Source organism: Streptomyces sp. E11-3, from assembly GCF_046540415.1.
Taxonomy (GTDB): domain Bacteria; phylum Actinomycetota; class Actinomycetes; order Streptomycetales; family Streptomycetaceae; genus Streptomyces.
In genome coordinates, this window is sequence record NZ_JAZGRL010000001.1 from 1,646,611 (window position 1) to 1,659,597 (window position 12,987).

The window sequence follows — 12,987 nt, forward strand, 5'->3', positions numbered from 1 at the left end:
GGGGCAGCCGCGGCCGGTCAGGTCGGCCGCGGCTGCCGGTCGGGGGTGTCCACCAGAGCTAGAGGTTGGGGAAGTAGTCCTCCCTGGTGCCCTCGCGGCGTATGTCCCAGGTGGCGCAGTGCAGGGAACCGCCGTACTCGAACACATTGCGGAACGGGACGGTGAAGACCTCGAAGCCGAGCTTGGTGAGCAGGTCCTGGAGTGGCTTCTCCTGCTCCTCGCAGATGACCTTGGTCGGCGAAATGCTGAGCACGTTCATCGAGAGCCACTTGGAGGACTGACAGTACTGCGGCATCTCGTCGTTGCCGAGGACGGGCTCGGGAACGTCGATCAGCTCCCAGTCGTTGGCGAGGAACATCTTCTCCTCGCCTTCGCGCAGCGGCCGGTCCGGATTGGTGAGGACCAGGCCCGGGCGCAGCGGCACGAAGGTGCAGTCGATGTGCGAGGGGAAGAAGTCCAGCGGGAAGTGCACCGTGTGGACGCGGAAGCCGCGCGGCTCCAGATGCCGCCTGAGCCACTGGATGCCCGCCCGGTTGGTGGTCATCGACTCCTGGACCAGGATGTCGCGCCCCAGTCGGCTCATGTCGGCGGCGTCGAAGATCACTTCGTCCTGGTTGATGCAGAACTCGAAGTCGTGCATCCGCTCGTGCCGCTGCTCCAGCGGCCAGTCCCAGAACTCCTCGCGGTACATGCCGTCGGTCATCGACGGCTTGGGCGCGGTCGTCCACTGGACGCGCGGGTCGGCGTTCCAGTACTCGTACACCAGCTTGCGGTAGGGCTGGTACTCGAAGTAGCGGGCCCGGCGCGACATGGTGGCCTCGATGATCTCGTTGCCCATCGTGATCATCACGTCGCGCGGGCAGACCGCGCAGTACTGGTTCTCCACCTCGAAGTCGGGGGTGCGGACCGGGGCGGAGAAGTCATGCGGCTCGGGGCGACGCACGGTGACGCCCTGGGACTCCAGCACGGCCGCGAGATTGGCGAGTTCCTCGTTGGCCAGGTCGATGGCCTCCTTGGACTTCGGGCCGGTCGGGAACGGCGTGTCGGGGGCGTTGCGGATCGCGGGCCGGCTGCCCGGCTCGGTCGGCTCGAAGCAGGCGTTGTCTGCGGAGCCGACCACCATCTCCTGCAGCGGGTCCCACTCGTTCCATGAGTTGACGACCAGGGAATCGTTCTGCATGCGTGCAGCCACCTATCTGTGCGTGGGGGAGGGTTATGCCGCGTCAGCCGCGTCGACGAGGCTGGCGGGACGCATGTCGGTCCAGTTCTTCTCGATGTAGTCGAGGCAGCCGGGCCGGTCGGTCGCGGACAGGGCGACGTCCCAGCCGGGCGGCACCTGGGCGAACTCGGGCCACAGGCAGTACTGGCGTTCCTCGTTGACGAGCACGTGGAAGGTGCCGTCCTCATTGTCGAAGGGGTTGGTCATGGCCTTCCTTCCTGCTTCCTGTCTCGGGGCCGGCTGTCCGCCGGTGGTGGGGTTGCGGTGGGGGGGATCCTCAGGAACCTCAGAATCCTCAGGCGAGTGCGTCTCCGATGGCCCGCGCCGTACGGCAGCGGAAGATGGTCGCCACGTCTACGGTCCGTCCCAGCGACGCCTCGATCCGGCCGGCCAGGCGCAGCGCCGTCAGCGAGTCGCAGCCGAGGGCGAACACGTCGTCGTCGGCCCCGACGGGCTCGACTCCCAGCACCTCGGCGATCAGCTCGCACAGCTGGCGCCGCGCGGGCCCGGCGGTCGGTGCCGGTACCTCGGTGAGGAAGCGTTCCGTCGGATCGGCCAGGGCACCGGGCAGTGCGGCCAGCAGCTCCCGCAGGTCCGCGGCCACCTGCCGCCCGGTCTCAGCGTCGAGCAGGTCGGGGCGGTAGCTGACCTCCAGGTGCAGCCGCGGGCCGGGTGCGGCCATCAGCTTCAGCGGATAGTGGTAGGCGTCCCAGCCGGTGATACCGACCAGTCGCAGGCCGTCGTCATCCGGATCGCTGGGCAGGCTCTCGGCGTTGGGGAAGTTCTCGAAGACGACGCAGCTGTCGAACAGCGGGCCCAGGCCCGCCACTCGCTGAATGTCCGTCAGGGCCAGGTAGTGGTACGGGAGGAGTTCGGCGTGTTCGTTCTGCAGCCCCTCGATCAGCCCGGCCACCGATTGGACGGGGTCGAAGCGCACCCGTACCGGCACGGTGTTGATGAACTGTCCCACCATCTGCTCGACGTCAGGCAGTTCGGCCACCCGGCCCGAGACCGTGGCGCCGAAGGTGACGTCCCGCTGCCCGGTCTGCCGGTAGAGGCACAGCGCCCACGCCACCCGGACCAGGGTGTTGAGGGTGACACCGCACTGGCGCTGCACTTCCAGCAGGGCGGTGGTATCCGCCTCGGAGAGGTCTACGGTGATGCGCTCCGGGAGGGCACGTATCCGTGCCGTGTCCTGGTCGCCGCAGAGCAGCGTGGGTTCCTTCAGGTCGGCCAGGGCGTCGCGCCAGGCGGTGCGCGCCTCGTCACGGTCCTGCGCGGCCAGCCACCGCAGGTAGTCGGGGTAGTGGCCGGGGGCCGGCAGCACGCCCGCGTCGGCGCCGTAGTCGAACAGCGCGAGCAGGTCGCGCAGCAGCAGCGATGTGGTCCAGCCGTCCACGAGGAGGTGGTGCATGCTCAGCACCAGCATCTTGCGGTCATCGGCCAGAGTGACCAGGGTGCAGCGCATCAGCGGCGGCCGGGCCGGGTCGAAGCGCCGGCGCCGGTCGGCGTCCAGCAGCGCCGCCAGCCGCGTGGCCCGCTCCCGCGGGTCGAGGCCCGTCAAGTCGTGGGCGTGCCAGGGCATCCGGGTCCGCTCCGGAATGACCTGGACCGGTTCCCCCGAGGTCCGCTGGAGGAAGCCGGCGCGCAGCATGGGGTGGCGCCGCAGCAGCGCGTCGCAGGCGTCGCGGAACCGCTCGGCGTCGAAGTGGCCCTGCACCTCAAGGGCGAGCTGCACGTTGTAGACGTCGAGGTCCCGGCTGTCGTACCGGGCGTGGAAGAGCAGTCCCTCCTGCAGCGGTGTCATCCGCAGGACCTCTGCGACGGGCATGCCGATCCGGGAACTGAGCCTGGCCACCTCCCCCTCGCCGTGCTCCCCGGACCCGCCTGGTTCCGGTGCTCGCGCGGCGTGCGCCACGAGCGCGCGCAGGGCCTCGAACCAGAGCTGAGCCAGTTCGCCGACCTCGTCCTCGGGCAGGACGAGACGGGCCCACAGCCAGTGGGCGGTCAGCCGCGGGCCGTCCGGGCCGTCCTGGACCACGGCGTTCAGCTCGACGGCGTGCGGCATCGGCATCCGGGGGTCGGGCCCGAGCGACAGCGTGTCCGACTCGGGTGCGACGCTCCAGTCCGACTCCCCCGAACCGCCTTGCCTGCCGAGGTAGTTGAAGCCGATCTGCGGTTCCTCGTACGTCGAGAGTTCGGCGGCCGTGTCCCGGTTCAGATGGCGCAGCAGGCCGAAGCCGATGCCGTGCTGGGGGATCTCCCGGAGCTGGGCCGTGACCCGGCGCAGCGCCTCGCCGAGGCGCGCGTCCGCCGGATCGGCGTCCGCGGCCCAGCCCCCGGCCCCGGCGTCGATCCGCACCGGATACAGCGAGGTGAGCCAGCCGACCGTACCCGACAGGTCGACGTCATCGGAGAGCTGCTCGCGGCCGTGCCCCTCCACATCGACCAGGACGGCCGTGCTGTCGCCGGGTTTGGCGCGCCGCCAGGCGGCCACGGCGAGGGCCAGGCCGGTGAGGAGGACCTCATTGGTGTGGGTGCCGAAGGCGGTCGGCACCGTGGTGAGCAACGGCGCGGTCAGTTCGGCGGGGAGGGTGAGGGTGAGTTCGCCGGCCGTCGCGTAGATGTCCCGGGACGGCGAGAGCCGGGTGTCGGTGAGAGCGATGCTGCTCCCGCCCAGGACCCGGTGCCAGAAGGGGAGTTCGTCCCGCACGGCCGGTGTGCTCGCCGCCGCGTGCAGACGTCGGCTCCAGTCCCGCAGCGGGAGGGGTACCGGTTCAAGGGCCGGGGCGGCGCCCGCCGCCGCGCTCTCCCAGGCGGTGTACAGGTCGGTCAGCAGGATGTCCCAGGAGACCGCGTCGACGGCCAGGTGGTGGACGGTGACGAGCAGCCGCCCCTGGTGGCCAGCTCCGGCGTCGAACCAGGTGACCCGCAGCATCGCGCCGTCCTGGGGGGCGAGCGCGTCGGCGTCTTCCCTGGCACTGGCGGCGATCCGGCGGCGTACGGCGTCGGGATCGAGGCCGGAGATGTCGACCCGCCGCACCCTGTCCCGCAGGCTTCCCGGGTCCACCGGGTCCACGGCGAGTGACCGGCCCTCGCGCAGACGTCCGCGCAACGACTGGTGCCGCTCCACGACAGCGCGCACGGCGACGGTGAGCCGGTCGGTGCCGAGTCCGGGCGGCACCCGGAGCAGCGTCGCCTGGTGGAACGCGTCGACCGTGCCGCCGCGCTCCGCGAGCCAGTGCATGATCGGCGTGCCGGGGACCACGACCGACGCCTCGGCACCGGCGCGAGCGGCGCCCGCCGGGGTCGGGGTCTGGGGCGGAGCCGGGGTCGGGGTCGCCTTCGGCTGAGGCTGAGGCTGAGGCTCGGGCTCGGACTTCCGCTTGGTGTCCTGCTGGAGGAAGGCGGCGAGAGCGGCGGCCGTACGATGCGTGAAGACGTGCTTCGGAGTGATCCGCAGACCCTCCTTACGCGCCCGCGCCACCAGCTGAATCGCCGTGATCGAATCACCACCGAGCCCGAAGAAGTCATCCCCGACCCCGGCACTGTCCATCCTCAACACCTGCGCCACCAGCCCGGCCAGTACCGCCGCTATGTCGTCCACGGCATTCCGGGTCTGCTGCGCGTCCTGGGTCTGCCGCGCGTCCTGGGCCCGCTGCTCGCGCTCCGCCTCTTGTGCCGCTTCCGGCTCGGGCAGCGCGGCCCGGTCCACCTTGCCGTTGGGTGTCAGCGGAAGGGCGGGCAGCGTCACGAACGCCGACGGCACCATGTACGCGGGCAGCCTCGATGCGACCCGCTCCGCCAGCGTGGCGAGTTCGGCGTCCTTGCCTGGGGCCGTCACGACGTACGCCACCAGTCGCGGCTCCCCGCGCCGGTCCTCGCGTACCACCGCGGCGGCCTGTGCCACGGCGGGGTCGGCCGCCACCACGGTCTCGACCTCGCCCAGTTCGATCCGGAAGCCGCGGACCTTGACCTGGTCGTCGTTCCGGCCGCCGTACACCAGGATGCCGTCGGGCTGCCACCAGCCGATGTCGCCGGTGCGGTACATCCGTGCACCGGGCGCGCCGAAGGGGTCGGCGACGAACCGGGCCGCCGAGAGCCCCGGCCTGCCGACGTAGCCGCGGGCGAGTACCTCGCCGCCGATGTACAGCTCGCCGGGTACGCCTGCCGGGACCGGGCGCAGGTAGCCGTCCAGGACGTAGATCCGGGCGTCGGGGGCGGGTCGGCCGATCGGTACCGCACCCCGCGGCAGGGGCTCCCCCGGTTCGAGCCGGTACTCCATGCAGCCCACGGTCGCCTCGGTGGGGCCGTACTCGTTCACGACCGTGACGCCCGGGTGACGGGCGCGCCACACCGCCAGCGCCTCGCCGGTCAACTGCTCGCCGCCCAGGACGAGTTCGCCGGTCGGTGAGTACCAGTCGGCGGACGCGACCAGCACGGGCAGATGGCTGGGGGTGGCCTTGACGAACGTGGGCGGGTGGCTCTCCGCACCGGCCGGGGCGTCGAAGTCGTCCAGGTCGACGACGCGCACCAGGCCGCCGGATGTCAGCGGGCCGAAGATGCCGGTGACGGTGAGGTCGAAGGACGGCGGCGAGTGCACCAGCGCATGGCCTGCGAGGCCGGGGTAGGCCGTGCGGGCGAAGGCGAGATAGTTGTCGACCGTACGGTGCTCCACCACGACGCCCTTGGGGCGGCCGGTCGACCCGGAGGTGTAGATGACGTAGGCGGCGTCGGCGAGCCGTACCGGCAGGCCGCGCTCGGCGTCGTCCACCTCGTGGTCCGGCTGCGCCGCAAGCTCGGCCCGTACGGCTGGATCGCCGAGCGGGACGACCGACGGATGCCCGGAGAGTGCCGGGTGGCCGGGGTCGGCGCAGACTACGGCCGACGGGGCGGCGTCGTCGAGCATGAACGAGACGCGTTCCACGGGGTAGCCGAGGTCGACCGGCAGATAGCCGGCCCCGGCCTTCAGTGCGCCCAGCAGGGCGACGATCAGGTCGGTACCGCGTGGCAGCGCCACGGCGACGAAGTCACCGGGCCGCACCCCCCGGTTCAGCAGCAGCCGGGCCATCTGGTTGGCGGCCTGTTCAAGTTGGCGGTACGTCATCCTCCGCTGCGCGTCGGCCACGGCAGGTGCGTCCGGGGTCTCGCGTGCCTGCGATTCGAACCGCTGGGTGAGCGTCGCCTGATGGCGTTCGTGGGCCGCGGGTGACTGGGCCTCGAGCGACTGGGCGTCGGGGCAGCGGCCCCAGGCCCGGAGTACCTGGTCGCGCTCGTCGCCGGTCAGCAGGGAGAGATGTGCGACGGGCGTCGTGGGGGCCTGGGTGAACGTGTCGAGGAGCAACCGCAGGCGGGAGCTGATCAGTTCCAGGCGTGCGCTGTCGAACAGGTCGGTGCGGTAGCTGACTTGGAGCAGCAGCCGGGGGCCGGGGACGGCGACGACACTCAGGGGGTAGTGGGTGGCTCCGGTGATCTCCTGCTGGCCTGCGGCCTCCGCGCCCTCCGCTCCCGCACCCTCGGTGCCATGAGCGTCGTCGGCCTCATCGGCCTCATCGGCTTCGTCAGCGAGGGGAGCTATCCGCAGCCCTGGCACGCTGTCGCGCACGGATGCCCAGTCGAAGGGCGCGTTGCCGAAACCGGTCGAGGTGTCGAAGAGCGTGTCGAGCCCCGACAGGCGCCGCACCTCGGCCAGCCCGAGGTGCTGATGCGGGTCGAGCGCCAGCTGCTCGTCCTGGATGCGGGCGAACAGGCCGGCCAGTGACTCCGCGGGGTCGAGCCGCACCCGTACCGGAATCGCGTTCATGAGCAGGCCCACCACCGAGTCGACGCCCGGCAGTTGGGGTGGGCGGCCGTGCACCGTCTGCCCGAAGACCACGTCCTCCCGGCCGGTCAGCAGCGAGAGCACCAGTGACCAGACCCCCTGCACCACGGTGTTGAGGGTGAGGCCGTGCTTCCGTGCGGTCGCCGTCAGTGCCTCGGTCGCGTCTTCGGGAAGCGTCACATGGGTCAGCCCGGGCATCGCGTCGGCGCCCGGCTCCTGCGCGCCGGGCGCGACGAGCGTCGGCCCCTGAAGGCCCTGCAGGGCGTCTTGCCAGGCCTGTTCCGCGGCGGGGCGGTCCTGTCGGGAGAGCCAGCGGAGGAAGTCGGAGAAGGGTGTGACGGGCGCGAGCTCGCCGTGCCCCGCCCCGTCACCGTCCCCGTCGACCGCACGGCCGTACAGCGTGAACAGGTCCCGCAGTACGAGCGGCAAGGACCAGCCGTCAAGGAGGATGTGATGGTACGTCAGGATGAACGCGTACCGGCCTTCGGCCAGGCGGACGAGGGCGAACCGCATCAGCGGAGGCGCCGTCATGTCGAAGCGGCGCAGCCGCTCCTCTTCGAGGAAGGACAGCAGCCGCTTCCGGCGTACGGACTCGGTGTCCGCGGACAGGTCGAGCTCCGTCCACGGCGTCTGCACGGTACGCCGGATCAGTTGCACCGGCTGCCCGTTCCCGCGCTGGCGGAAGCCGGCCCGCAGGACACCATGGCGGGCGAGCGTGGCGGCGCAGGCCGCGCGCAGCGCATCGGCCTGGATGTCGCCGACCAGCTCGAAGGGGGCCTGGATGCTGTAGACATCCGTGGCCTCGGAGTCGTACAGCGCGTGGAAGAGCATGCCCTCCTGCAGCGGTGTGAGCGGCAGCACGGACTCGATCGGCGACGGTGTCACTTCGTTCACTGTGGAGTCTTCCCCAGAAGCGGTCGGCCGCGCGGACAGAGGCGGGCGGCGAGTCAGCGGAACGGGCAGTGGGCGTTTTCAGCCTGTCTGGCGATGGTTTCGCGGGGCCGCCGCCCGGGCCAGGCAGCCGACCGGCAGCTTCCTTGCCTGGTCAGGACCGGGTGATCAGGTCCGACATGGAGACCAGCACCCGGCGCTCCCCGGTGAACGCTTCCCGGCCATGCGACCAGCGCATGTTGTCGATGACCAGAAGGTCGTGCCGCTGCCAGTCGAAGCGCTGCTGGCGGCGTTCGAACGCCGAGCGGACCGCGGCGACCAGGTCATCCGGGATCGGTGTTCCGTCGCCGAACAGGACGTCGTTGGGCAGCCCGTCCTCGCCGAACACGGCCGTCAGGTCCTCGCGCAGGCCGCCAGGCAGCGAGGACTGGTGGAACAGCACCAGGTGGTTGAACCAGAGCCGCCGTCCGGTACGGGGGTGCACCGCGAGCGCCGGAGCCCTGCGCACCGTACGCAGGCAGTCGTCCTCCAGCCACTCGCGCTCCAGGCCGCCTGCCGCGCAGAACCGGTCCACCTCCTCGCGGCTGTCGGTCTGGAAGGCGTCGCGCCAGTCGAGGCCGACTCCGCTGCCGTAGTTCCGTACATAGCGCAGGCCGCGCCGCTCCACCGCCTCGATCACCTCGGAGGGGATGGACTCGAGTACCTTCGTGACGTCGGTGATCGGGGTCGCGCCGCCGGTTTCCGCCGGTGTGGCGCAGAAGAACGCCAGCCGTCCGGGCCAGGCGCCCGCGTACGACGACTCGCAGTGCTGTGGGATCACCTCGCGTGCCGGGTACTCGGTGGAGGTGAAGACGCCGTCGCTCACCTCGCTGCGCGGTGTGGAGCGCTCGGTGTACTCCAGGGGTGCGAACCCCAGGACGTCCAGGGCCCGTTGGAAGTCGTCCACGCCTTCGGCGGCGGCTCCGCTGATCAGCGTGGCGCCGTTCGCGGCGACACCCGCGTCGATCGCCTTGGCCTGCTTGCGTACGAAGGACTCCAGGTCCGCGCCGTCCGCTTCGACCACGGTGATGCCAGTCAGATCGTTCAACCTTCACAACTCCCTGGGATGGGGTCCGTAAGCGCCGCCGCTACGGCGTCCAGCGCGGCCGTAGCACCGGTGAAGAGGTAGTCGTGCCCGCCGGGCAGCAGCTGGAGCCTGAATCCGGCCGCCGCGCAGTCGCGCCAGCGCTCCAGCTGCGCCTCGCTCACCAGTGGGTCGTCACCGCCGCCGAAGGCGTACAGCGGGCAGTCGACCGGCACCGGCGCAGTGGCCTGGTACCGCTCGATGAGCGCGAGGTCGCGGCGGACGGCGCCCAGTGCGTAGCGCAAGTAGGCCGGATAGTTCCGCAGTTCGGGAGGGAAGCCGCCGAACCCGTACAGCCAGTCGAGCAGCCCCTCATCGTCCCGGTCCGCGATCCGCTTCCGTACCGGTGTGTGCGGAGCCCGGGCCGCGGAGGCGAGCAGCGCACGGGGCGGGGTCAGGCCACGGCGGCCGATACGGACCGCGATCTCATAGCCGAGCAGCGCGCCGAAGCTGTGCCCGAAGAGCGCGTAGGGCATGTCGAACTCGTCGGAGATGCCGTCGATCACGGCGTCGGCGAGCTCTTCGAGGGTGTCCGGCAGAGACTCCGCGCTGCGCACCCCGCGGCCGGGCAGTTCCACCGTCGCCAGTTCGATGCCAGGCGGCGGGGTGAGGCGCCAAGGGGCGTACGAGCTCGCGCTGCCACCCGCCTGCGGCAGGCAGAGCAGCCGCAGGCGGGGGCTGGGCGCGGTCACCCGGCCGACGATCCACGGACGGTCCACGCCGCGCGGCGGCGCGCACTCGGGGGAGGAGAGCTGTGCGGCGGCGGCAGGGGATCGCATTCCGCTCCTTTCGTCGGCCGGTGTTCATCCGGGGCGATAGCCTGCGCCGATCATCGGGGCCCTGCGCCGACCGGACCAGGCACAGCGACCGGCAACCCTTCTGCCGCCGTGTTGCCCTGCCGCTGCCTGGAGAGTGGTGCGGGGTGCGGCGACGATCGTGGCGAGAGTTCTGCCTGTGAACCCGAGTTTCTACGCCCGAGGGGAATCGCAATCCGATGACCGCTGCTCCTGATATGGCGTCCGACGCGACATTCTTCACTCTGGATGCCGTCACGGCGGATCTGATGGAGGTCGACGCGGTCTTCAAGGCCTGCCTCAACTGGAATTACGGAGACCGCGACAGTCGCGTGTGGAGCCTCTACGAGAAGAACAAGGTCTCGCAGTGGAACGCCACCACCGACATCGACTGGGACCACGACGTCCGGTTCGGGTCCGAGTTGTCGGAGGAGAACGGCTCGAAGCTCGCGTCCTTCGTCGTCGGCGAGGGCAGCCCGGTACCGCGTGAACTGCTCACCCAGTTCCGCTGGGAGTACCAGGCCTGGATGTGCAGCCAGTTCCTGCACGGTGAGCAGGGCGCGCTGGTGACCACGGCCCGGCTGGTCGAGACCGTGCCGGACATGGACGCCAAGACCTACGCCGCGTCCCAGGTCGCCGACGAGGCGCGGCACGTCGAGGCGTTCGCGCGCTATGTCGACGAGAAGCTGGGCACCGTCTACCCGATCAACCCCGGGCTCCAGACGCTGCTGCACGATCTGCTGTCGGAGTCCCGGTGGGACATCGTCTACCTCGGGATGCAGGTGGTCGTGGAGGGCCTGGCGATCACCGGGCTCCGGCTCGCGAGCAGCGGCTTCGGCGACCCGGTGATCCGCCAGATCACCAAGATGGTCGCGAACGACGAGGCCCGGCACATCGCCTTCGGGGTCACCGCGCTCACCGGCATGTACCAGGAGGTCACCTCGGCCGAGCTGCGGGAGCGCGAGGAGTTCCTGCTGGAGGCGATCCAGCTGATGTCCCGCCGGTTCATGCTGCGCGAGGTCTGGGAGCGGATGGACCTCGACGTGGCCAAGGGGCTGCACTTCGCCCGTACCAACCCGATGATGTCCACCTATCGGCAGATGCTGTTCCAGCAGGTGATCCATGTGCTGCGGCAGCTGGGCATGCTGTCGGACAAGGTGAAGCAACTGCTGCTCGCGGAGAATCTGGTGCGTCCGGAGACCATGCTGATTCGCTGATCCGCTTCCCCACTGACCCGCACATCGGCCCGGGGGCTCGCTGAGCTCCCGGGCCGATGTGTTGCTGTACGGACACAGACACGGACACAGACCCACGGCTGCCCGGCGCGGATCGCGCGCCGGGCAGCCGTGGGTCTGTGTCCGTCCGGTCAGTCCGCTGTCAGCGGCCGCACCACATCGGAGAACTCTCCCGCGCACAGGGCCTTCCAGATGACCCGGCGCCGCGGCTTGCCGCTGGAGGTGACCTCGATACCGCCCCGGGACACCTCGACGGCCACCAGTGCCGCGTCGCCGAGCCACTCGGACAGCACCTCGTGGGCGATCTGCCGCCAGCCGGGCTGGACTCCCCCGAAGACCACCGCTCCGGTCGGCGCGCCGTCCCGTACACCCAGCAGGACCGCCACGCGGCGGTCGGGGATGCCGCGTTGGTGCAGCAGGGTCTCCAGGCTCTCGGCGAAGACCATCTTGCCGCTCACCTTGAGTCCGTCGCCGAGCCGGCCGATCACGAACAGCTGCCCGTCCCGCAGGAATCCCGCGTCACCGGTGGTGAGCCCCTGTTCACCGAGGCTGGTACCGGAGACGGAGTCGGGGTCGCCGACGTATCCGCTCGCGATCGAGACGCCGGTGACGACGATCTCGCCGACCTGGCCTTCCGGCAGTTCCTCGCCGTCCTCGGACACGATCGTCACCGTCCGGCCCTCCAGCGGCCGGCCGCAGCCGACCACCGCTGTTCCGGCGAGCGACGCGGCGTCACCGTCGTCCGGGGCCTCGGTCGACCAGCCTTCGCCGAGGGGCAGTCCGGTCACCGCGAGGGTCGCCTCCGCTCCGCCGTACGCGGGCATCAGGGCGTTGCGGTCGAAGCCGTACGGTCCCAGGAGCGCGTGGAACTCCTCGAGTACCCGCGGGTCGACCCGCTCCGCGCCGATGATCAGGGTCCGCATCGAGTCGAAGCGCAGCCCTTCCAGATCGGCCGGCTTGACCCGGCGCAGGATGTACGCGAGGCCGAAGTTGGGCATGGCCGACATGGCGGCGCCCTGCTCGCTGATGCCGCGCAGATACCGCAGCGGCGAGCGGATGAAATCGTCCGGCTGCATCATCCAGCCGTCGCAGCCGGTGACGACGGCGTTCAGCAGATAGCCGACCAGACCCATGTCGTGGTGGACCGGCAGCCAGCTGATCCCGGGGTACTCCGGCTTCCAGTCCACCCAGCGGCGCATGCCGGTGAGGTTGGTCCGCAGGGCGTCGGTGGAGATCCGCACCCCGCGCGAGTAGCCGCTGGACCCCGAGGTGAACTGCAGCAGCGCGATCTCCGGCAGCTCCAGCGGGTGCTCCAACGGCTCGACGTCCGCGATGAGTTCGTCGAAGACCACCGGCTCGCGGAGCCCCAGTTCGGCGGAGAGCTTGCGGATGCGCTCCAGCGAGTCGTCGTCGCAGATGGTGAACCGGGGCCCGGCGGTCTCGAACAGCCGGCCCGCGTGCTTCTCGTAGTCGTCGGCGCGCTGGAAGGCGAACGGCGGGGCGATGGAGCACGGCGTGGCACCGGCGGCCAGCGCGCCGAAGAACCCCGCGACGAAGCCCGGGCTGGAGCGCTGTACCAGACCCACCACGTCGCCCTGCCCGACACCGTCGGCGCGCAGTGCGGCGGCGGTCTTCAACACCAGTTCGCCCAGGGCCTGGTAGGACCAGAAGTCCCAGCCGTCGTTGCGGTTCGCGTAGTACAGGCCACGCTCGGTGGACGCCTCGTCCAGCCAGTCGAGCAGGCCCCGGTCCGGGATTCCCAACGTCCTCGTCCTCTCCAGGATGTGCACGGCACGTCCGGTGCGCAACGCGGCACGTCCGGTGCGCAACAGGGGGCGCGGCCGCGTGCCCGGCCGCTTCAGCAGCATCGGCCTGAGGCCCCGGCCGTACCAGGCAAGGAGCCG

The 12,987-nt window shown here is 70.8% G+C and carries 7 protein-coding genes; 1 reads left to right on the top strand and 6 read right to left on the bottom strand.

Annotation, left to right across the window (positions count from 1 at the left end; genetic code table 11):
- Positions 1 to 58 precede the first annotated feature (58 nt).
- From U9R90_RS07535 to U9R90_RS07555, 5 genes are all read right to left on the bottom strand, one after another.
- Positions 59 to 1,180 carry a glycine amidinotransferase gene (locus U9R90_RS07535; RefSeq protein ID WP_411055610.1) on the bottom strand — a complete coding sequence of 374 codons (1,122 nt, stop codon included), beginning with the start codon at positions 1,178 to 1,180 and terminating at the stop codon, positions 59 to 61.
- A 33-nt stretch (positions 1,181 to 1,213) separates the two neighbouring features.
- Positions 1,214 to 1,426 carry an MbtH family protein gene (locus U9R90_RS07540; RefSeq protein WP_411055611.1) on the bottom strand — a complete coding sequence of 71 codons (213 nt, stop codon included), beginning with the start codon at positions 1,424 to 1,426 and terminating at the stop codon, positions 1,214 to 1,216.
- Positions 1,427 to 1,514: 88 nt separating this feature from the next.
- Positions 1,515 to 7,925 carry an amino acid adenylation domain-containing protein gene (locus tag U9R90_RS07545; protein ID WP_411055612.1) on the bottom strand — a complete coding sequence of 2,137 codons (6,411 nt, stop codon included), beginning with the start codon at positions 7,923 to 7,925 and terminating at the stop codon, positions 1,515 to 1,517.
- Between the two features lie 160 nt (positions 7,926 to 8,085).
- Positions 8,086 to 9,018, bottom strand: a complete 933-nt coding sequence (locus U9R90_RS07550) for a TauD/TfdA family dioxygenase (protein ID WP_411055613.1) — start codon at positions 9,016 to 9,018, stop codon at positions 8,086 to 8,088.
- Complete coding sequence (locus U9R90_RS07555; RefSeq protein ID WP_411055614.1) at positions 9,015 to 9,833, bottom strand: thioesterase II family protein; 819 nt, start codon at positions 9,831 to 9,833, stop codon at positions 9,015 to 9,017. Before U9R90_RS07555 ends, U9R90_RS07550 begins: the two co-directional genes overlap by 4 nt.
- Positions 9,834 to 10,048: 215 nt before the next feature.
- Here U9R90_RS07555 and U9R90_RS07560 point away from each other — a divergent pair, with 215 nt between their 5' ends.
- The gene (locus U9R90_RS07560; RefSeq protein WP_411055615.1) at positions 10,049 to 11,065 is read left to right on the top strand and encodes a diiron oxygenase; all 1,017 of its coding nucleotides are present in this window, start codon (positions 10,049 to 10,051) and stop codon (positions 11,063 to 11,065) included.
- 149 nt (positions 11,066 to 11,214) lie between these two features.
- Here the strand turns inward: U9R90_RS07560 and U9R90_RS07565 are convergent, their stop codons facing one another.
- Entirely contained in the window at positions 11,215 to 12,846 is a 1,632-nt protein-coding gene (locus tag U9R90_RS07565) for an AMP-binding protein (RefSeq protein ID WP_411055616.1), read from the bottom strand.
- Positions 12,847 to 12,987 lie beyond the last annotated feature (141 nt).